Origin of the sequence: Methylotenera sp. L2L1, from assembly GCF_000744605.1 — a bacterium.
Classification (GTDB): domain Bacteria; phylum Pseudomonadota; class Gammaproteobacteria; order Burkholderiales; family Methylophilaceae; genus Methylotenera.
The window spans coordinates 350682-371322 of sequence record NZ_JQMG01000001.1 but is presented as its reverse complement, the minus strand read 5'-3'; the positions used below and the strand labels follow the sequence as shown (position 1 = coordinate 371322).

Genomic DNA, 20641 nt, shown 5'->3' with positions numbered 1-20641 from the left:
TTTATTTAAAATACAGCTATCTTAATCTTGTGCGCCTGATAAATAACCATATCAAGGTCGCGCTTATTTGCTAGCTTACACCATGTTATAATGAACCTTTAATAGCAAAGCTATTTGTCAAAAACTACAATGAACGCACCTCTATTAAGCACTATATTAAACGCGGAGCCTAAAGCTCCAACGCGCTTGCGCGAGATTCCCTATAACTATACTTCATTCTCAGACCGTGAAATTGTCATTCGGTTTCTTGGGGAAGAAATTTGGAGTATTTTAAATGAGTTACGTGGTGAGCGTAAAACAGGGCGTTCCGCACGTATGTTATTTGAGGTGTTGGGTGACTTGTGGGTCGTGTCGCGCAACCCGTATCTGCAAGATGATCTGTTAGAAAATCCTAAGCGCTGCAAAGCGTTAGTAGATGCTTTGCATCATCGCATTGCCGCCATTGATGAGCGCAGTGCTGGCAACGCTAAGGTGGTTAAGCTAGTCGTAGCTGCACGCCAGGCCGTGACTAAGTTTGAGAATGAATTTAAGCACACGGCAAATCTTCGCAAAAAAGCACTGGCTAAACTATCAAAAATAACACGTAAAGATAACGTGAAATTTGATGGACTATCACGCGTGTCTCACGTGACCGACGCTACCGACTGGCGTGTTGAATATCCATTCTTGGTATTAACGCCTGATACCGAGAGCGAAATCGCAGCCTTGGTGCGCGCTTGTATTGAGTTAGGGCTTACTATCATCCCGCGTGGCGGTGGTACTGGCTATACAGGTGGTGCTATTCCGCTCACACCTTTGTCTGCCGTGATTAATACAGAAAAATTGGATCAGCATACAGGTGTGCAAATGCGCACTTTACCTGGCGTTGCGCGCCAAGTTGCTACTATTGAGTGTGGTGCCGGCGTTGTTACAAGACGTGCAATGGAGGCAGCGTCTGATGCCGGTTTAGAGTTTGCGTGTGACCCAACCAGTGCGGATGCTTCTTGTATCGGTGGTAACGTAGCCATGAACGCAGGCGGTAAAAAGGCTGTGTTATGGGGTACTGCCTTAGATAACCTCGCCTCATGGCGCATGGTGACGCCAGATGGTGAGTGGATGGAAGTTGAACGTTTAGACCACAACCTAGGCAAAATTCACGACATTGAGATGGCTCGATTTAAAATCAGCCGTTACAGCGAAGATATGAAAACGCTGTTGTCTGAGCCTGAGATACTGGAAATTCCGGGCCCGAGCTTCCGTAAGGTTGGTTTGGGTAAAGACGTTACCGATAAGTTTTTATCTGGCTTACCTGGCATCCAAAAAGAGGGTTGTGATGGTTTAATCACCAGTGCTACCTTTATTTTGCACCGTATGCCTAAGTACGTACGCACCATTGCATTGGAGTTCTTTGGCAATGTATCGCATGCAGTGCCGGCTATCGTTGAAATTAAAGATTACTTAGATGCAACCGCCAAACAAACCCCAGCTGTGATTATGGCGGGGCTTGAGCATATGGATGAACGCTATATTAAAGCGGTTGGTTATGCAACTAAAGCCGCCCGCCAGCAACGTCCTAAAATGGTGTTGATTGCAGACATTGCATCCGATGATGAAAATGCGGTGGGTGAAGTTGCCTCAAGCATGGTGCGTTTATGTAACGCACGTAATGGCGAAGGCTTTATTGCAGTATCCAGCGAAGCACGTAAAAAGTTCTGGCTAGACCGTGCCAGAACTGCTGCGATTGCTAAACACACCAATGCGTTCAAAATCAATGAAGATGTGGTGATCCCATTGCCGCGCTTGGGAGATTACTCTGATGGTATCGAACGCATTAATATTGATTTATCTATCAGAAACAAGCTTAAGCTGATTGATGCTTTAAAAGTCTTTATGCAAGGCGAATTGCCATTGCAAGCAGATGAAGAGGGTAATGCCGATTTAAATATGGTGAAAACCAAGCAAACAATGGCGTTGGCATTGTTGGATGATTTACGTTCACGCTGGAGCTTTGTTTTAGACCATCTCGATGAGCCTGTTTCCGTGTTAGGCGAGGCTGGCAAAGCATACGCACATTATGAGAATGTGTTCAGAGCAGTGCAGTCTTATGATTTACGAATTTCGTGGAAGCGCGAGCTCAAACGTCCAATGGCAGATATTTTTGCTGGACGCGAGTATCAGAAAATCCTTGAACGCTGCGATGAGATTCATAAACAAGTACTCAAAAGCCGCGTGTTTATTGCATTGCACATGCATGCGGGTGACGGTAACGTACATACCAACATCCCAGTAAACTCTGATGATTATGGCATGATGCAAGATGCACATGCAGCTGTGGCAAAGGTCATGGCGCTTGCACGTAATTTAGATGGTGTTATTTCTGGCGAACATGGTATCGGCATTACGAAAATGGAGTTCTTGGATCAATCTACGATTGATACTTTTACTACCTATAAAAATAAAGTAGACCCGAATGGGCACTTTAATAAAGGTAAGTTGCTGGCTGGCTCTGGTTTAGAGAATGCTTATACGCCAAGCTTTGGTTTGCTTGAGCAAGAATCTATCATCATGGAGCAATCTGCAATTGGAGAAATTGCAGATGACATTAGTGACTGTTTGCGTTGCGGTAAATGTAAGCCTGTATGTTCTACCCATGTGCCGCGTGCAAACTTATTGTATAGCCCACGGAATAAGATTTTAGGTACTTCGTTGCTAATTGAGGCATTCTTGTATGAAGAGCAAACGCGCCGTGGTATTTCAATTAAGCACTTTGATGAGTTTAATGATGTTGCGGATCATTGTACGGTCTGCCATCGTTGCGAGAAGCCGTGTCCTGTCGATATTGATTTTGGTGATGTCTCCATCAAAATGCGTAATTTCTTACGTGAGCAGGGTAAAAAACAATTTAATCCAGGCACTGCATTGGGCATGGCATTTTTAAATGCTAAAGACCCTGCGACTATTAAATTGTTGCGTACAGTCATGATTAATTGGGGTTATAAAGCGCAAAATCTCGCACATACCCTAGCTAAACGTTTTGGCTTGTTGCGTGATAAAAAGCACCCACCAGCGACTGTCGGTAAGGCTGATATCAAAGCACAGGTGATACATTTTATTAATCGCCCAATGCCGAAGAAAATGCAATCTAAAACTTCACGTGCGATGCTTGGTTTAGAAGATGATCACATGATACCTGTGATTCGTAACCCGCAAAAGGTAACAGATGACTCTGAGGCGGTGTTTTACTTTCCAGGTTGTGGGTCTGAGCGTTTGTTTTCAAACGTAGGGCTGGCAACGCAAGCGATGCTGTATGAAGTCGGTGCGATTACTGTGTTGCCACCAGGTTACTTGTGTTGTGGATATCCGCAAACATCTGCAGGTAATCATGATAAAGGCCAAGAAATCACGGCAGATAATCGCGTGCTGTTCCATCGTGTTGCTAACACATTGAATTATCTTGATATTAAAACGGTGATTGTTTCTTGCGGTACTTGTATGGATCAGTTGCAAAAATACGAGTTCGAGAAGATTTTCCCAGGCTGCCGCTTATTGGATATTCATGAGTATTTGATGGAAAAAGATATGCGCTTGCAAGGCGTAACGGGTACACGCTATATGTATCATGACCCTTGCCACACACCAATGAAAACCTACAAGCCGCTAGAGGTGACCAGTACCCTGATGGGGCAGGATGTTGCATTGAATGATCGATGCTGCGGCGAGAGCGGTACCTTTGCAGTGGCGCGTCCAGATATTTCAACCCAAGTCAAAATGCGTAAGCAGGAAGAGCTTGAAAAAGGGTTGCAGCAAATGGGCTTGACTGTAGGTGCGCCTGAAATGGACGTTAAAATATTAACTTCATGCCCAAGCTGCCTACAAGGTCTGTCTCGCTATGGCGAAGATACTGGCATTGAAGCAGACTACATTGTGGTTGAAATGGCTAAACATATTCTCGGTGAAAACTGGATGCAGGAGTATGTACATAAGGCCAACAATGGTGGTATCGAAAAAGTATTGTTGTAATCGTCAGCTAACGATCTCATTTGGATTGCACATCTCAATTTGAGTGAGGTCGTTAAGTATTGCAGTTGCTAGTTACTTGAGATGTGCTGCCGCGGTGAGCATGGATGATGGCACTCGTTAAATATCAGTGCTAAGAATCAATGAGTTAGAAACCCGTTAATTAGAAAAGCCCATTAAAACGGCAGAAATAGTGCCGTTGCAAGGTTTTGTACTACGCGTGAGATTAAACGCTGGGACTTTTCAGCTAACGCAATCGCATATAGGTCGGTTCGACCAATCATTTTTCCAAATTCACGTTCAAAAGATAAATTCTTTTCATGGTCGTTGATTTCATTGCTAAGTAAGTAAAGCGCACCATTATCATCTCTAGCATTGGATAGCTTCCATACCGCAATTTCTATATTGCGTGCAACGTTGTAAACCCGTTGTGGATCAATGCTGTCTGTGAAGTAAAAATCAGTTTTGTCATTGTGTGCTTTTAATAGCATCGTATGCAGGCCAACAATAAAAGCCAGCACACGATCTCCCTTGTATTCAGGATTGAACGTTAAAAAGATGGCATCTGTCATCACCAGATTATTCATCTCTGCAAATTGAAAGTGGTGCTGTGCCGCACCATCAAAAACCCAATCAATCATTTTTTCAGCTGGATCTGAAGTGCTCTTCTTTAATTCCTGCGGATTTCGTTTGTATAGCTTAAGCATTAGTAAGCGCAAGCTTTGTGTATTTTCTCTAATTTCTACATCAGCCATGCGATCAATGTCTGCTTTAGCGATTTGATTGATAGTGCTTTTGTCTTTTTGGTCTGGTACGGTTTTGTTGTTGCTGTTAAACGGAGTGTTCGAAGCACATGCAGAAAATATAAGCGCACTTAGTAAATATGGCCTGTATCTTTTAAACTGCGATGTGAATGGGCTCATTTTTGTATGATCCGCGTTTTAGGGAATACAGCGCTAAATGTGCTACCGGTACCAAGTTCACTTGTAATTTCAAGTTTAGCCTGATGTCTGGTGAGAATATGTTTGACAATAGAAAGACCTAGTCCTGTACCGCCAGTTTCACGGCTACGGCTTCTATCTACACGATAAAAGCGCTCAGTTAAACGATGGATATGCTGTTGGTCAATCCCAATACCGTTGTCTGTCACACTAAAGATGCCCTGATTGTCGCGTAGTTGCCAATTAATCTTAATTTCACCGCCTTCAGGGGTGTATCTGATGGCGTTACTTACTAAGTTGCCCAGTGCACTTTGTAACTCATCTACCGCACCAGATAAATCAAAGTGTGGGTTGGTTTGAGCGCTGATGTGATGCTTTCCTTGGCTTAGTGCATTCGCATCATTTAAAAGCATATTCATTAGCATCGTCATGTTAATCAGATTGTTATCAGGTGCTTGAGTGTTGCTTTCAATATGTGACAGTGTGAGTAGGTCTTCAATTAACCGCCGCATGCGCGTCGTTTGGTCTTGCATCATGCCAAAGTAGCTACGTATGCTGTCAGGAATGGCACCCTCCATATCTGATAGCGTTTCAATAAAACCACCAACAACGGTCAATGGTGTACGTAGCTCGTGTGAAACGTTGGCAATAAAATCTCGACGCATCGCGTCTACTTTTTCGATTTGTGTCACATCGCGACTAATGAGTAGTTTTTGCTTGGTGGCAAGCGGAATCAGCCAAATTTCTAGTATTGATTCAGCGTTTTTTACATCTTTAAGTTTAAAAGGTTCGTCGTAAACTTCATTATATAAATAAGCAATGAAGTGACTATTTCTGAGTAAATTGACAATAGGTAGGTTGGTGTCTGTTGTTAGATCGAGCCCAAGTTGATATTCAGCATGGGAAGTACACCATTCGATGGTATTGGCTGCACTCAGAATCACCAGTCCGTCAGGGATTGCATTCGCGACAATTTGGAATCGCTCTAACGCCGAGTTTAATTCGGTTTGCTTAAGTGTGTTGTTACGTTCATATTTTAATAGGCTGCTGTATACATCCTCCCACAATCCACTTCCTTCAGGAACCTCGCGTAGATCAGGTGATTTTAGCCAGCGATTTAACTCATGTATCCAGAACACATGGTTAATGACATAAAGTAAAAGGCCGCAGGAGAATACAATTAAGGCTGTCACCAAGCTAGAGATGAGCCATAAAAAAATGCTCACAATGCTTAATGCACAAATAAATAAGCCAGCTTTCCAGCGTATATCAATCACGGATCATACTTTTCAATTATTTTTATCAGAATGATTATAGCGATGATTTGCAAATAAGCATCAAATTTTAAAGCGACATTAATACATTATGCCGCGCGAGCGTTATTAGCAATTGAGCGCTAGTTTGTCTGATTGTGCTGAGAGGACAATCTATAACCAGCACCTCTTACTGTTTGAATAAGGTCTTCATGCCCTGATACAGATAGTGCATTGCGTAAGCGCCTAATATGCACATCGACTGTACGATCCTCAACAAACACGCGGTCACCCCATACTTTGTCCAGTAGCTGGCTACGTGTGTGTACGCGTTCAGCATTAGTCATGAAAAAATGTAGCAGTCTAAATTCTGTAGGACCCAAGTCTATGGTTTTCTGATTGCCAGTAACACGGTGAGTGGTTGGGTCTAATCTCAGGCCGCTAAGTTCAATGGGGTCATCTGTCATTTGCGGTGCTCTGCGGCGCAAAACAGCTTTGATCCGTGCATTTAGTTCGCGCGGGCTAAATGGTTTGGTGACGTAATCATCTGCACCTACTTCAAGACCTCTTACCTTGTCATATTCCTCACCACGTGCTGTTAGCATAATGATGGGAATGTTTTTAGTATAGGTATCCGATTTAAGTTTACGTGCTAACTCAAGCCCATTCATGCCAGGTAACATCCAGTCTAGCAGAATTAAATCAGGTACTGTTTCACGCATGAGGTCTAGTGCAATTTCACCGCTGAGCGCACGAATCGCATTGTGGCCTGCCTGTGTAATGTTGAGTGCTAGTAACTCTTGGATTGCTGGTTCATCTTCAATCACTAATATATTGGCTGGCATATACATTTCCTTAATTAATTTGCCTTAAATGTTTAAGCCCAATCAGTTTATGACGCTAATATGACATATTCATGACAAAGTTTAAACATATAAGTATCAAGTAAATACAATAACTAAATTGCCATTTATAACATTTTGTTACACTATACCGTTAGTCGAGTATTAAACTAGATTTAAAAAATAATAATGCGTGTGGAGATTACAGAATGACCGGGTTTTTTTCAAAAGAGAGAATCACAGCTAATCCGAGTTTTAATCGGTGGCTGGTGCCGCCAGCCGCCTTGGCAATTCATTTGTCTATAGGTATGGCCTATGGTTTTAGTGTGTTCTGGTTACCTCTTTCTAAAGCGCTTGGGATTAAAGATCCGATTGCATGTGCAGACACCATGAGTATCTGGGCGCGCGCTTTTGCGACAGATTGTGATTGGAAAGTCAGTGATCTGGGCTGGATGTTTACTTTATTCTTTGTTTTTTTAGGCACCTCTGCCGCCGTGTTTGGGCATTGGCTTGAACATGCAGGCCCACGCAAAGCGGGTGCAGTTGCTGCGTTGTGTTGGGGTGGTGGTCTTCTTTTGTCAGCTTATGGCGTATACGCGCATCAGTTGTGGCTCATGTGGTTAGGTTCTGGGGTGATTGGCGGTATTGGCCTTGGTTTAGGCTATATTTCGCCCGTATCTACATTGATTAAATGGTTTCCAGATCGCCGTGGGATGGCAACAGGCATGGCGATTATGGGGTTTGGTGGGGGTGCAATGATTGGCGCGCCGCTTGCAAATACACTGATGTCTCACTTTTCCACGCCTACCTCTGTTGGTGTATGGCAGACTTTTGCAATCATGGGTGTTTTCTATTTTATTGCGATGATGATTGGCGCGTTATGCTACCGCGTACCTCCTACTGGTTGGGTGCCAAAAGGTTGGGTGCCGCCATTGAATAATGGTAATAGCATGATTACAAACCGTCATGTCCATGTTAATCATGCACATAAAACACCACAGTTTTGGTTGCTTTGGGCCGTGTTATGCCTAAATGTCAGTGCAGGCATCGGTGTCATCGGGATGGCGTCTCCTATGCTACAAGAGGTGTTTGGTGGTGCATTAATTGGAGAGCAGTTGAAATTAGCTGAGCTTTCATCCGATCAGTTGCTACGGGTGACGGCTATTGGCGCTGGCTTTGCTGGGCTACTTTCTTTGTTTAATATTTTAGGCCGAATTGGCTGGGCATCTTTATCTGACACGCTTGGGCGCAAGCGTACTTACATTATCTTTTTTGCACTAGGTTTCTTTTTGTATATCTCCGCGCCATGGGCAGGCACGGTAGGTAGTGTTGCAGTGTTTGCTGGATTGTTTTGCATTATCTTAACGATGTATGGGGGTGGTTTTGCGACCATACCTGCTTACTTGGCTGATATCTTTGGTACGCAGCATGTAGGGGCTATTCATGGGCGACTGCTGACAGCTTGGGCTACCGCTGGCGTGTTGGGGCCGGTGATTGTGAATTACCTGCGTGATTATCAATTGGATCATGGCGTGCCGGCGAGCGAGGCTTACAATGTGATTATGTATGTGCTGGCAGCATTGCTGTTGTTGGGATTTGTATGTAATTTGTTGGTAAGACCTGTGGCCGAAAAACATTATATGACTGATGCAGAGCTTGAAGCTGAGCGCAAATTGGCGCATGAAAAATCAGTTAAATTAAATAGTGATAAAGTAGAAAGCCAGCAATCTGAGAATCATCCCTTATTGGTTTTTGTGGCATGGTCGTTGGTTGCTATCCCAATTAGTTATGGAATTTATAGCACCTTACAAAAAGCGTGGATATTGTTTCATTAGTGAAGCTAAATTTTCTAAAGCTTAACCCGCATGAATATATCACCTATGATGCTAGTGATATGCGGTAAAATATCGCTTTATTAAGTTTATGCAAGTTAAAGGAAGTATTACGTGAGAGAAATTAAGAAAAACCTAGATGGGTCAGGGATGCAAGTAGGCGTTGTTCTATCCAGATTTAACAGCAATATTGGTGATGGCTTGCTTGAAGCATGTAAAAATGAGTTGCTTAAATTAGGTGTTGCTAGCGATGCGATTACTATTGCAACTGTACCGGGCGCATTGGAAACACCGTTAATACTTCAGCACATGGCATTAAGTGAAAAGTATGATGCACTGATTGCCTTGGGTGCAATTATCCGTGGCGAAACTTATCATTTTGAAGTAGTTGCAAATGAATCTGCACGCGGTATTTCAGAAGTGCAATTAAATACAGGGGTGCCTGTGGCAAATGCTGTATTGACCACAGAAGATGATGATCAGGCGATTGCCCGTATGCATATTAAAGGCGCAGAGGCAGCGCAAGTGGCGGTTGAAATGTTTAATTTGGTTAAAGCCCTATGACTGAGAATAAACCAGTAGTGACCAGCTTAGTAGTGGATAACGATGCTGGTGTCAGTGACTCGAACGCGACTAGCGGCGCCAATAAAAAGCCCGCAACTAGAAGTGGTGCGAAAAAAAGTGGCAGTCAGAATCGTAGAAAATCTCGTGAGCTTGTATTGAAAGCGGTATATCGCGGTATGTTAAACGAGTCTGAGCTATCACACGTATTGCGCGACATGCGTGATGATCCAGACTACAACAAGGCGGATGAAGCTTACTTTAAGCATTTGTTGCAAGCGGTCACTGATAATTTAACTGCGATTGATAGCAAGATTGTGGGCTTTATTGACCGCTCAATTAGTGAGCTAAGTCCTGTAGAGCATGCGATTTTACGCATATCAGGTTGTGAGTTGATGTTTGATCTAAGCATTCCATATCGCGTAGTGATCAATGAAGGTGTTGAATTAGCGAAAGTATTTGGCGGCACAGACGGCCATAAATATATCAATGGCGTCTTAGATAAATTTGCAGCAGACGTGCGTGAAGTTGAGGTTAGAGCCGCGAGAAGTTAGTCTAAGCGATGATGTTAAGTTGCTTTGTGGCACATGTGATCCGTCAAGGCATATGAAATGGATTTAAGTGAAGCCCTAGATATCGTTCGTTTAACCGATGTTGGATTGTTACGCAGCCATAATGAAGATGCGATAGCCAGTGATGCTAGTATCGGATTTGTCATTCTGGCTGATGGTATGGGTGGATACAATGCAGGCGAAGTGGCGAGTGAAATGGCCGTACTTAGTATTACTGCAGAACTAAAAGAAGCGCTAGGCTCCGACTCTTCTCACTATGTACTGCCAGATATTGATCGACCTGTTTTAAATAAAGAGATATTAAAAAAGCTAATGATAGATGCTGTTGCTTATGCAAATGCATCTATCTATCATGCATCACAAACCTATTCGCAATGTGCAGGTATGGGGACGACATTAGCGTTGGGGTTGTTCATTAATAACCAGTTGTTAGTTGGGCATATTGGAGACTCACGAATATACCGATTAAGAAACCAGCGTTTAGTGCAAATAACTGAAGACCACTCTTTGCTTCAAGAGCAGATTAGGGCTGGTGTTATTACGCCTGAGCAGGCTAAGTATTCATCCCATAAAAATCTGGTGATGAGAGCTTTAGGTACAGATCCGGAAGTTGAGCTGGAGCTGAATGAATTTAATGTTGAGGTGGGTGATGTTTATCTACTTTGTTCTGATGGATTGAGTGATCTGGTTGATGGCGAGTTAATACAATCAGCGCTTAATCATCATATGCTGGATTTAACCAGCGCAGCGGATGTGTTAGTGCGGTTGGCTAATGAACATGGTGGTAACGACAATATTTCTGTCATACTAGCTAAAGTTAATCGTTCTTATGATGATAAAAATACTTGGTATGATAATTTTGTTGGTTGGTTAAAGTAACAGGATAGATTATGGCAAAGCTTATTCTTACCCTAGACGGCTCATACTTAAATGAATATACATTGAGCCAACCCAAAACCAGTATTGGCCGTAAATCTACGAACGACATTCACCTTGATAATTTAGCCATCAGTGGTGATCATGCCGTGATACTAAAACATGGAAATGATTTTTTTGTTGAAGATCTCAATAGCACCAATGGTACTCGGCTAAATAATACGGCACTCAAAAAGCAGCTCTTAAAAAATCAAGATGTGATTGAGTTAGGTCGATTCCATCTAACATTTCTCGCTGATGCAACGTCTATTGCAACTTCGGCATTTGAGAAGACGATGATGGTTCATCCTTCTGCATTTGCTACTAGGCAACGCCAATCTTTATCTGATTCAGAACCGGTACATGCTTCTTCATCAGCATCGCCAAATACAGCAACATCGCATTTTTCAAATGCACAATCTAATCTTGATGCTAACATTAAGCCGGCTTTAATTGGTAAGATACAGGTGTTAAATGGCTCCAGTAGCGGGCGAGAGCTTGTGTTGAATAAAGCACTGACCACTTTGGGCAAAACAGGCGTGCAGGTTGCCGTGATTACAAAGCGACCTAGTGGCTATTTTATTACGCATGTAGAAGGTAAGGTTTTGCCTGTTGTTAATGGCGTTCCTACTGGTGCACAGGCACGCGCCTTGGCTGACCATGATGTGATTGAGCTAGCCGGTGTGAAAATGGAGTTTTATTTATCTAATGCATAGATTTAAAACGTATTAAATCTATATATATGTGCTTTGGTACGCAGGCGTTGAGTGTTGCGTTAGAAGCCTGCACCATCTAATTGATCGGGGTATTGCGTTAAATGTTCGATAATCAGCAGCCATACTTGTTAGAGCGGCTTGAGCGCCTAAATGCAATCGGCATTGCGCTTTCGGCAGAACGTGATAACCAACGCTTACTCGAGATGATTTTACTTGGTGCGCAAGAAATTACAAACGCAGATGGCGGTACACTTTATACCATCACTCAAGACAAGCGGCTCAAGTTTGAGATGATGCGCAATAAAACGCTGAATATGTCACTAGGTGGAACGACAGGTAAAGAAATTCCATTCTTGCCACTACCATTGCATCTAGAAGATGGCACTCCAAACTTAACCACTGTTGCCGCGTATGCAACCCTAAACAATAAAACTGTTAATATTGCTAATGCCTACGAAGTAGAAAGCTTTGACTTCTCAGGCACCCGTAAATTTGATCAGAAAACTGGCTATCACTCGCAATCATTTTTAACGATTCCGATGAAAGACCATGAGTCAAAAGTAATCGGTGTACTCCAACTCATTAATGCTATCGATGCTGATACAGGCGCTATCGTTCCGTTTTCAATCGCAAACCAGACGTTGGTTGAATCCTTAGCATCACAAGCTGCCGTGGCCATGACCAATCACCATCTAATTGAAGGACTGAAAGGTTTGTTTGAAGCTTTCATTGAGTTGATCGCTGATGCAATTGACCAAAAGTCACCTTATACAGGCGGGCATTGTCGGCGCGTGCCCGAGCTGACAATGATGCTTACTCAGGCTCTCATTGACGCTAAAACTGGGCCTTTTAAAGATTTTACACTTAACGAAAATGAGTTTTATGAACTGAAAGTTGCTAGTTGGTTACATGATTGCGGGAAGGTGACAACGCCTGAAGCCATCATGGATAAGCCTACAAAGCTGTCTTCAATCTTTGACCGAATTCAGTTGGTAGATCAACGATTTGAACTATTAAAACAACAGGCCGAATCTGCCATGCTCAAAGAACAAGTAGAGATGCTGAGAGATGGTGGATTAAATCAAGAAAAACAAGAGAAGCTAACGTATCAACAGTCTAAGTTAGATGCCTTCAACGCCCATTGTGATGAAGCTAGGGCCTTTTTGCGGCATGCCAACTTTGGTAGTGAGTCGATGACGGCGGATGATCTGCAGCGTATTCAGGATATCGCTAATTTGGAAATCTTAGACGCTACTGGGAATAAGATTCCATTTTTGAGTGGTGATGAGACCTACAATCTCAGTATCAAGCGCGGCACACTAACCGCAGAAGAGCGTCAGGTTATTAATAATCACATCGTGGTGACCATTAGCATGCTTGAGTCGTTGCCTTATCCTCAAAGTCTAGCACGAGTCCCTGAATACGCTTGCGGGCATCATGAGCATATGGATGGAAGTGGGTACCCTAGAGGCCTTACAAGAGAGCAAATGTCGATTCCAGCGCGTGTAATGGGGATTGCCGATATCTTTGAGGCGCTCACCTCTAAAGACCGGCCTTATAAGAAAGCAAAAACACTTTCAGAGTCATTGGCAATCTTGGGTAAGATGAAAGTCGATCAACATATTGATGCTGAATTGTTCGATGTTTTTATCCGTGAAGGCATCTATATGAAATACGCGCAGCAGTTTTTAGAGCCTGAGCAAATTGATCAAGTGGATTTGAGTAAAATACCTGGATATCTGCCTTAACGTTACTCTCTGTAACTGTGCAGCCGCGTAAAAGTGTGTCGTGTTAATGATTGATTAGATTAACGTTTCTGCAGCCGGATGCATCGCAAACAAGATAGCTACCTTGCTCGTACCAGTCACCTAGCACCCATCTTGTTATCAACTTTCCATCGACTGGCAATTGATGTTGGTTTGGTCTGTGTGTATGCCCGTGGATGAGTAGATCAGGGTAGTGATACTGTTTTAGTAAGCTGACCACTGCATCTTGATTAACATCCATTATTTGAGCGGATTTGCTAGATTTTTCTTGTTCGCTGCGTACCCTAATCGCCTCAATCTGATTTTTACGTGCTTGTAACGGCTGGTTCAGGAATTCTGATTTCCATTGCTTGTTTCTCACTTGCAGGCGGAACTGTTGATAAGCAATATCATCAGTGCATAATTCATCGCCGTGACTTAATAATACGGTGCTACCGTGTAAATTAATCAGTGTTGGGTCGCTAATCAAATGGATACCTGCGGCTCTGCAGAACTCGTCAGTGATTAGAAAGTCGCGGTTGCCGTGCATTAAGTAAATAGATACACCAGAGGCTGCTAATGCTTCAAAGCCTTGAATAATCTGCTTGTTAAACTCATTATCAATGTCATCATCACCAGCCCAATATTCAAACAAATCACCTAATATATAAAGTGCATGGGCGGACTTTGCCTGGGTGGTTAAGAAATTTAAGAATGCTTCAGTGATTTGTGGGCGGCTTGCACACAGGTGAAGATCAGAAATGAAAATAGTCACTTCTGACAAAGCAGGGCTGTTGATATTGAGATTAACCAAAATGAACAGCCCCTATTTTACTTAAGTATTTCAGCATATTTTTTGATACCCTAGCATTGTAAAAACACTAATGGGTACCCGTGCTGCAATTAAGCACGTGTTGCGCGCTCAATCACTACATTGCTCGCAGGAACATCCTGGTGGCCTTTAAGGCTAGTTGTCGCTACTTGTTTGATTTTATCAACAACATCCATGCCTTCAATCACTTTACCGAAAACACAGTAACCCCAACCGTTACCGCTAGGTGCTGTATGGTTTAGGAACTCGTTGTTAGCAACGTTAATAAAGAACTGGCTACTTGCTGAGTGTGGTGCTGAGGTACGTGCCATTGCAATCGTATATTTCTCATTACCTAAACCATTGTCAGCTTCATTTTTAATTTCAGCTTCTGTGCTCTTTTGTGTCATGGTCGTGTCAAAGCCACCACCTTGAACCATAAAGCCGTTAATCACGCGGTGGAAAATAGTGTTGTCATAAAAACCGCTATCCACATATTGTAAAAAGTTGGCGACTGTAATCGGTGCTTTTTCAGCATTGAGTTCGATAGTGATATCGCCGAAATTGGTATGTAGTTTAACCACGGTGTGTCCTTATTAAATAATTGTTAAAACTGTTGAAATGAATACTATCAATAGCGATAGGTTTATAAAGGGGCTTTGTTGACTTTTACTTGATGCACAATAATCGGTGATCTTGGAACGTCGCCGTATGGGCCAACATTTGCGGTTGAAGTGACAGCGATGTCACGGACCACATCCATCCCTTTTAATACTCTGCCAAATACGCAATAACCAATTAGGTCTGGTTCTGGGCTTCTGTAATTGAGGAACTGATTGTTCTCTAAGTTAATAAAGAACTGAGACGTTGCTGAGTTAGGGTCAGAAGTTCTTGCCATGGCAATTGTTCCAATCTCATTATGAAGCCCATTATTGGATTCATTGATAATCGGAGCACGAGTTGGTTTTTCTGTCATATTGGTATCGAAACCACCACCCTGAACCATAAAACGATTAATTACACGGTGAAAAATCGTGTCTTGATAAAAGCCTGAATTCACATACTCTAAGAAGTTAGCAACAGTTTTAGGCGCTTTCTCAGGGTAAAGCTCAATAATGAAGTTGCCGCGATTGGTTTCAACCGTCACTTGCGGATTAGCTGCCATGGCAGACGTGTTGAGTAATACTAGGGTAAGAAAAACATAAAGTTTGCGCATATAGCTCCTTGAGTATGATTAAAAGCAACTTAGTGGAAGCTAAGCTGCGCCTTCATAGATAATTTTCCAGCGGCCGCCTTCTTGAATCCAATATTGGCGTTTTTGCATTTTGTTTTTTAAATGCGAACTGCTGAAGGTTTGAGTGAAATCAACCACTACCAGATTTTTCTGAGGGTCTGGGTAACTAAACATGCTGATGTTCGATAGTGAGATATCTATTTCAGGTTTGCTGGCTTGCACACGGTATTTATGTTCAGCCCACTGTTGGTAGTTAATACCATTCGTTGAGAAATCCTTTGAGTAATACGAAAGATATTTTTCGGTATCCTGAGATTTCCAGTCGTTTAGCCAATTGTCTATTTCTGAGTTTAGTTTGCTTTTTTCAGCCTCAGGAGCACGGGAATCAGTTAACCATTCCAAGTTATTGACAATGATAATCGGCGTTTTGCCTGACTGTAGCGCGGGCTCTAGTGCTTTAAGGTCTTGGTTTGCAACGACCACGCAACCATCGCTAGCACGAGGAGGGCGGCTATAAGTGTTGCTAGGTGTGCCATGTAGCCAAATGCCAGAACCATTTCTGTTGTGTGCTTTATCCCATTCATTAGGGTAACTTAGCGGGTAAGCACCTTCGCCATAAAAGTCTGGTAATTGTTGCTTCAGTTTGGTGCTGGCAAAGTAAACGCCAATCGGGGTGCGTTTGTCACCCTCGCTTTGTTTTTCAACGCCATTCTTACCGACAGTAATGTAATAATCTGCAACGTATTTTAGGTGGTCATTATTTTTTTGATACAAATATAACCTAGATTTACTGGTGTCTATTAGCATCAAATGGCTTTGCTGAGCGTTTGGTGCAAGTATTAGGTTGGGTTGCTTTTCTTGCGCTTGAGACTGTTTCGCTAAGTAACGCTCAATACGTACGCGAGCTTCTTCTTGCAGGTCTTGAACTGCATCTGGGCGATTGTTGGTAGGGTCGCCAAAAGCTTGTAGATACTTACCTTGTGCCATCAACAAATCGCCACGTACAAGGTGGGCGAGCTTAAAGTTTGGGACGCTTTGAATCAGTTGGTCGATTGTATTCAGGGCTTGTTGATGCTTACCCTCGGAAATTTCGAGTAAGCTTTTAACCAACAATCCCTCTACAAGATCAGCTGCTGCACTAGACGCAATTGTTGCGGCGTTGCTGAAACTTGATTTGGGTAACAGGTTGCCAAAACTAAAGCGGTTTACGGCAGTTGCATTCCATGGCACCAAAGTAATGGCAGCTAGTAGTGAATAGGTGAGTACTTTATTAATGATCATGCCTTATATTTCAATACCATTAACAACTAGTTGCTTGCAATTTCTTCTGTAATCAACCAGTTATCACCAGATTTTTTCAACAGTAGCGTTTTTGAAGTGCGAATTGGAGAGCGTTTGTCTGCACGGTAGCTTTGTTTAAATTGCACTTTTGCAGTATTGCCTTCATTTGCAGTCACGACCAAGTTGTTGAGTTCTACACTGATGTTTGAAGGTGCGTTAATACGTTCGCGTCTTTGTTTCTCCCATGCTTTGTAAGCTTGGCCTTTAGCTGGTTTGAAGTCATCTGCATAACTAGCAAAGTATTTAGAGAGGTCTTTACTAGACCAAGCTTTTGCCCAATCGTTAACCGCAGCTGTAATGTTGTCTGCATTGTTGGTTGAAGTGCTTGGTGTCTTTTTAACTTCAGCAGCAGGCGCTACGTTTGCTGTAGGCACAGACTTCGCTGGTTCTCTTGCAGCAATCGTTGTTTTATTGCCAGTGCCGAACAGGTCTTTAATTAATGACAGTTTGCCTTGCGCGCGCGTGTTAGCCGTGTCAAGCTGCAGTGCTTTATCGTAAGCTTCACTTGCCATGCGCGCATAAATGTCGCCTAAGTTCTCATGGGCGGTTGCATAGCTAGGGTGGGTCTTGATTGCGGTCTCAAGGGCTTTACGTGCTTTATCAAACTGGCCTTGGTCCGCATACAAAACCGCTAGGTTGTTATAAGGTTCTGGCAAGTTTGGAAATCTTTCAGTGACTTCGGTAAACGATTTTATTGCTTCATCTCTGCGACCTTGCTCAGCGAGCAAAACGCCTTTCATGAATAATGCTTGTGCATTTTTTGGGTTTGCCGCAATAAAGGTGTTAATGCGGTCAAGTGCAACAGCAGTTTGGCCTTGATCTGCCAGTTTTGAAATATCTTTGAGCTCGTCTGCAGATGCAACGTTAAACGCAAAACTTGCAGAGGCTACTAGAACAAACCGAGCGATTGAAGGAGTCAGTGACGCAATAAAATTATTCATTGTGATATACTTTTTGTGTGAATAAATAAAGTGTAATTCTATCAATAGCCTAAGCAACCTCCAATAGCTCATTTTGATTTAAGCCAATATATTTCTTCATTCCTCTCATTAATCAGCCTAACTGGCCTTAGTTTGAGATAAAAACAAATAACCAATCCTCTAGCTCTTAAAAATATGTTAAAAATTTACAATACACTAGCCCGCGAAAAGCAAAAATTCACCCCAATTATTGCAGGTAAGGTAAGTATGTATGTATGCGGTATGACCGTTTATGATTATTGTCATTTAGGGCATGCGCGCGTGATGGTGGTTTTTGATATGGTGAGTCGCTGGTTAAGGGCTTCTGGCTATAACGTCACTTATGTACGCAATGTGACCGATATTGACGACAAAATTATCAAGCGTGCCAATGAAAATAACGAGACCATCGCGCAGTTGACGCAGCGTTTTATTGATGCCATGGATGAGGACTCTGCTAAGCTGGGTGTGATACGCCCAGATATAGAACCTAAGGCAACAGAGTTTGTTGGCGGTATGTTAGCGATGATTGCTGCCTTAATTGAAAAAGGATTTGCTTATCCTGCAGCGAATGGTGATGTGTTTTACTCTGTCAGTAGCTTTCAGGGCTATGGCAAACTCTCTGGAAAGTCATTAGAAGACTTGCGCGCGGGTGAGCGTGTTGAGGTGGATAGCTTCAAAAGAGATCCAATGGATTTTGTGTTATGGAAAGCGGCTAAACCTGATGAACCTAGCTGGGATTCTCCTTGGGGTAAAGGTCGCCCAGGCTGGCATATCGAATGTTCGGCAATGAGCTCGCATCATTTAGGCCAACATTTTGACATTCACGGTGGCGGGCAGGATTTGCAATTCCCGCATCACGAAAATGAAATCGCACAATCTGAGGCTGCGCATAGTCATGATGGCAAGCCCTGTCAGATGGTGAATTACTGGATGCATAACGGATTTGTGCGTGTTGATGATGAAAAGATGTCTAAGTCTTTGGGCAATTTCTTTACGATACGCACGGTTCTCGAAAGGTACAAAGCAGAGGTTGTGCGCTTTTTTATCTTGCGTGCGCATTATCGTAGCCCACTTAATTACAGCGATCAGCATTTGGATGATGCAAATTTAGCACTTAATCGTCTTTACAACGCATTATTAGGATTTGATGTACTTGATGTTAATGTTGATTGGCAGCATCCTTATGCCGCCCGCTTTAAGCTGGCGATGGATGATGATTTCAATACACCAGAAGCGATGGCGGTATTGTTTGACTTGGCGAATGACGTCAACAAAACCAAGTCTGCAGAGTTGGCCAATTTACTCAAAAAATTAGGTGGAATTTTAGGATTGTTGCAAACTGATCCAAAAAAACATCGGCAGGGGAGTGTAACAATTCCAGTACCAGTTGGTGAAATGAAAATTGGATCTGGCCAAGTGGCCGCTTCAGTTGGTGAGGCGCATGGCTCATCTCATGCACAAGCCATGACTACGATTAATGTTGACGAGTTAATTCAGCTGCGTAATGAAGCCAAGAAAAGCAAAAATTATGCTGAGGCAGACCGCATCCGTAAAGAGCTGGCAGACGCCGGCATTATTTTAGAAGATACGCCACAAGGTACAACTTGGCGTAGTGCTTAATTAATTTGTTATTTAAATATTATTGGAATTGTGTAAGGAACTGTTATGCCTGTTAAATTAACTGCACCCCTAGCTTCATCTTTATTGCCTGTTAATGGCGTTGAGTTAGGCTATGCGGAAGCGCATGTGAGAAAACCTAACCGTAAGGATGTGTTGGTGATTAAGCTCGCTGAGGGCACGCGCGTAGCTGGTGTTTTCACTAAAAATCGTTTCTGTGCCGCGCCTGTGGTGCTGTGTAAGGATTTTTTAGCGCAACAAGCGGGTATTCGCGCTCTGCTAGTCAACACTGGTTGTGCCAATGCCGGTACGGGTGGGGATGGGCTACAGCGCGCTCAGCAGAGCTGTGATGCGCTAGCTGGCTTGCTTGGTATACAAGCGAATCAAGTGCTGCCATTTTCTACCGGCGTGATCTTAGAACCGTTGCCGGTTGATAAAGTAGTGGCAGGTTTGCCAGCCGCTATCGCTAATTTAAAAGCGGATAATTGGCTAAATGCCGCTGAGGCGATTATGACGACCGATATCGTGGCTAAAGGCACGTCTCGTCAATTGAGCGTAGGCGGTAAAGCTATCACCATTACTGGCATGAGCAAAGGCTCAGGCATGATTCACCCTAACATGGCAACCATGTTGGGCTATATTGCAACAGATGCTGCAATTAGCCAATCTGCACTCGAAAGCATGATTCAGTATGCGGTAAATAAATCATTTAACTGCATTACGGTAGATGGCGATACTTCGACCAATGATAGTTTGATTTTTATGGCGACCAATCAAGCTGGCAATGCTGAAGTTGGTGAAAATGGCGCAGATTATATTGCGCTGCGCGATGCATTCACCGATGTGGCAATTGAGCTTGCACAAGCCATTGTAAGAGATGGTGAAGGTGCAACCAAGTTTATGTCTATCGTCGTAGAGCGTGGTCAAACTGAAGAAGAGTGCCGTAAAGTGGCCTATGCCATCGCACATTCACCACTGGTGAAAACTGCATTCTTTGCGTCTGACCCTAATTTAGGACGTATTTTGGCTGCGATTGGCTATGCAGGTATTGATGATTTAGATGTGAATACTTTGCAATTGTATCTAGGTGATGTGCTCGTTGCAGAAAAAGGCGGTAGGGCTGCTTCTTATGTTGAGGAGCAAGGGTCTGCTGTCATGAGTGAATCTGACATCGTGGTGCGCGTAGTACTTAATCGAGGCGATGCTGCTACCACTGTCTGGACGTGTGACTTCTCTTATGATTACGTGAAAATTAACGCAGATTACCGCTCTTAATACTGATTCATCATAAAGCTAGCATTGA

Annotated in this window: 17 protein-coding genes; 9 read left to right on the top strand and 8 right to left on the bottom strand. The window is 43.1% G+C overall.

What is annotated here, in order from left to right; translation table 11 throughout:
- Nucleotides 1-129 precede the first annotated feature (129 nt).
- Nucleotides 130-3999, top strand: coding sequence for a DUF3683 domain-containing protein (locus FG24_RS01760; RefSeq protein WP_036300325.1), 3870 nt, complete (start codon nucleotides 130-132; stop codon nucleotides 3997-3999).
- Between the two features lie 173 nt (nucleotides 4000-4172).
- On the opposite strand, the gene FG24_RS01755 is transcribed toward FG24_RS01760, so the two are convergent.
- The 3 genes from FG24_RS01755 to phoB all read right to left on the bottom strand — a co-directional run bounded on the left by FG24_RS01755 (nucleotide 4173) and on the right by phoB (nucleotide 7035).
- The gene (locus FG24_RS01755; protein WP_051901391.1) at nucleotides 4173-4919 is read right to left on the bottom strand and encodes a hypothetical protein; all 747 of its coding nucleotides are present in this window, start codon (nucleotides 4917-4919) and stop codon (nucleotides 4173-4175) included.
- Nucleotides 4916-6214, bottom strand: a complete 1299-nt coding sequence (phoR, locus tag FG24_RS01750) for a phosphate regulon sensor histidine kinase PhoR (RefSeq protein WP_036300322.1) — start codon at nucleotides 6212-6214, stop codon at nucleotides 4916-4918. The genes FG24_RS01755 and phoR overlap by 4 nt, the downstream gene beginning before the upstream one ends.
- Before the next feature lie 119 nt (nucleotides 6215-6333).
- A complete protein-coding gene (phoB, locus tag FG24_RS01745; protein ID WP_036300321.1) occupies nucleotides 6334-7035 on the bottom strand; it encodes a phosphate regulon transcriptional regulator PhoB in 702 nt (233 codons plus the stop codon).
- Nucleotides 7036-7241: 206 nt separating this feature from the next.
- Between phoB and FG24_RS01740 the strand changes: the two genes are divergently transcribed.
- From FG24_RS01740 to FG24_RS01715, 6 genes are all read left to right on the top strand, one after another.
- Nucleotides 7242-8867 (top strand): OFA family MFS transporter, encoded by a 1626-nt coding sequence (locus FG24_RS01740; RefSeq protein ID WP_036300320.1) that lies wholly within the window; start codon nucleotides 7242-7244, stop codon nucleotides 8865-8867.
- Nucleotides 8868-8978: 111 nt separating this feature from the next.
- Nucleotides 8979-9428: a 6,7-dimethyl-8-ribityllumazine synthase gene (ribH, locus tag FG24_RS01735; protein ID WP_019899568.1), complete on the top strand. Its 450-nt coding sequence runs from the start codon at nucleotides 8979-8981 to the stop codon at nucleotides 9426-9428.
- The gene (gene nusB / locus FG24_RS01730) at nucleotides 9425-9979 is read left to right on the top strand and encodes a transcription antitermination factor NusB (RefSeq protein ID WP_036300318.1); all 555 of its coding nucleotides are present in this window, start codon (nucleotides 9425-9427) and stop codon (nucleotides 9977-9979) included. The genes ribH and nusB overlap by 4 nt, the downstream gene beginning before the upstream one ends.
- A gap of 57 nt (nucleotides 9980-10036) precedes the next feature.
- The gene (locus tag FG24_RS01725) at nucleotides 10037-10876 is read left to right on the top strand and encodes a Stp1/IreP family PP2C-type Ser/Thr phosphatase (protein WP_036300316.1); all 840 of its coding nucleotides are present in this window, start codon (nucleotides 10037-10039) and stop codon (nucleotides 10874-10876) included.
- Between the two features lie 11 nt (nucleotides 10877-10887).
- Nucleotides 10888-11628: an FHA domain-containing protein gene (locus tag FG24_RS01720; protein WP_036300314.1), complete on the top strand. Its 741-nt coding sequence runs from the start codon at nucleotides 10888-10890 to the stop codon at nucleotides 11626-11628.
- 101 nt (nucleotides 11629-11729) lie between these two features.
- The gene (locus tag FG24_RS01715) at nucleotides 11730-13376 is read left to right on the top strand and encodes an HD family phosphohydrolase (RefSeq protein ID WP_036300312.1); all 1647 of its coding nucleotides are present in this window, start codon (nucleotides 11730-11732) and stop codon (nucleotides 13374-13376) included.
- A gap of 43 nt (nucleotides 13377-13419) precedes the next feature.
- Here the strand turns inward: FG24_RS01715 and FG24_RS01710 are convergent, their stop codons facing one another.
- The 5 genes from FG24_RS01710 to FG24_RS01690 all read right to left on the bottom strand — a co-directional run bounded on the left by FG24_RS01710 (nucleotide 13420) and on the right by FG24_RS01690 (nucleotide 17700).
- The gene (locus FG24_RS01710; protein WP_088178449.1) at nucleotides 13420-14187 is read right to left on the bottom strand and encodes a UDP-2,3-diacylglucosamine diphosphatase; all 768 of its coding nucleotides are present in this window, start codon (nucleotides 14185-14187) and stop codon (nucleotides 13420-13422) included.
- 89 nt (nucleotides 14188-14276) lie between these two features.
- Nucleotides 14277-14768, bottom strand: a complete 492-nt coding sequence (locus FG24_RS01705; protein ID WP_036300310.1) for a peptidylprolyl isomerase — start codon at nucleotides 14766-14768, stop codon at nucleotides 14277-14279.
- A 62-nt stretch (nucleotides 14769-14830) separates the two neighbouring features.
- A complete protein-coding gene (locus FG24_RS01700) occupies nucleotides 14831-15400 on the bottom strand; it encodes a peptidylprolyl isomerase (protein WP_036300307.1) in 570 nt (189 codons plus the stop codon).
- 39 nt (nucleotides 15401-15439) lie between these two features.
- On the bottom strand, nucleotides 15440-16699 hold the full coding sequence (locus tag FG24_RS01695; RefSeq protein ID WP_036300305.1) for a L,D-transpeptidase family protein: 1260 nt from the start codon (nucleotides 16697-16699) through the stop codon (nucleotides 15440-15442).
- A 26-nt stretch (nucleotides 16700-16725) separates the two neighbouring features.
- The gene (locus FG24_RS01690) at nucleotides 16726-17700 is read right to left on the bottom strand and encodes a tetratricopeptide repeat protein (protein ID WP_036300304.1); all 975 of its coding nucleotides are present in this window, start codon (nucleotides 17698-17700) and stop codon (nucleotides 16726-16728) included.
- A gap of 174 nt (nucleotides 17701-17874) precedes the next feature.
- On the opposite strand from FG24_RS01690, the gene cysS reads away from it, so the two are divergent.
- Together cysS and argJ are read left to right on the top strand one after the other, a co-directional pair.
- Entirely contained in the window at nucleotides 17875-19341 is a 1467-nt protein-coding gene (gene cysS / locus FG24_RS01685) for a cysteine--tRNA ligase (RefSeq protein ID WP_036300302.1), read from the top strand.
- A 45-nt stretch (nucleotides 19342-19386) separates the two neighbouring features.
- Nucleotides 19387-20613, top strand: coding sequence for a bifunctional glutamate N-acetyltransferase/amino-acid acetyltransferase ArgJ (argJ, locus tag FG24_RS01680; RefSeq protein ID WP_036300298.1), 1227 nt, complete (start codon nucleotides 19387-19389; stop codon nucleotides 20611-20613).
- Nucleotides 20614-20641: the final 28 nt, after the last annotated feature.

Coding starts and splice junctions, on each gene's coding strand:
- FG24_RS01755 (WP_051901391.1), bottom strand. CDS start 4,919: ATGAGCCCATTCACATCGCAGTTTAAAAGATACAGGCCATATTTACTA.
- FG24_RS01725 (WP_036300316.1), top strand. CDS start 10,037: ATGGATTTAAGTGAAGCCCTAGATATCGTTCGTTTAACCGATGTTGGA.
- FG24_RS01690 (WP_036300304.1), bottom strand. CDS start 17,700: ATGAATAATTTTATTGCGTCACTGACTCCTTCAATCGCTCGGTTTGTT.
- FG24_RS01715 (WP_036300312.1), top strand. CDS start 11,730: ATGTTCGATAATCAGCAGCCATACTTGTTAGAGCGGCTTGAGCGCCTA.
- FG24_RS01720 (WP_036300314.1), top strand. CDS start 10,888: ATGGCAAAGCTTATTCTTACCCTAGACGGCTCATACTTAAATGAATAT.
- FG24_RS01760 (WP_036300325.1), top strand. CDS start 130: ATGAACGCACCTCTATTAAGCACTATATTAAACGCGGAGCCTAAAGCT.
- FG24_RS01700 (WP_036300307.1), bottom strand. CDS start 15,400: ATGCGCAAACTTTATGTTTTTCTTACCCTAGTATTACTCAACACGTCT.
- cysS (WP_036300302.1), top strand. CDS start 17,875: ATGTTAAAAATTTACAATACACTAGCCCGCGAAAAGCAAAAATTCACC.
- FG24_RS01740 (WP_036300320.1), top strand. CDS start 7,242: ATGACCGGGTTTTTTTCAAAAGAGAGAATCACAGCTAATCCGAGTTTT.
- FG24_RS01695 (WP_036300305.1), bottom strand. CDS start 16,699: ATGATCATTAATAAAGTACTCACCTATTCACTACTAGCTGCCATTACT.
- argJ (WP_036300298.1), top strand. CDS start 19,387: ATGCCTGTTAAATTAACTGCACCCCTAGCTTCATCTTTATTGCCTGTT.
- phoB (WP_036300321.1), bottom strand. CDS start 7,035: ATGCCAGCCAATATATTAGTGATTGAAGATGAACCAGCAATCCAAGAG.
- nusB (WP_036300318.1), top strand. CDS start 9,425: ATGACTGAGAATAAACCAGTAGTGACCAGCTTAGTAGTGGATAACGAT.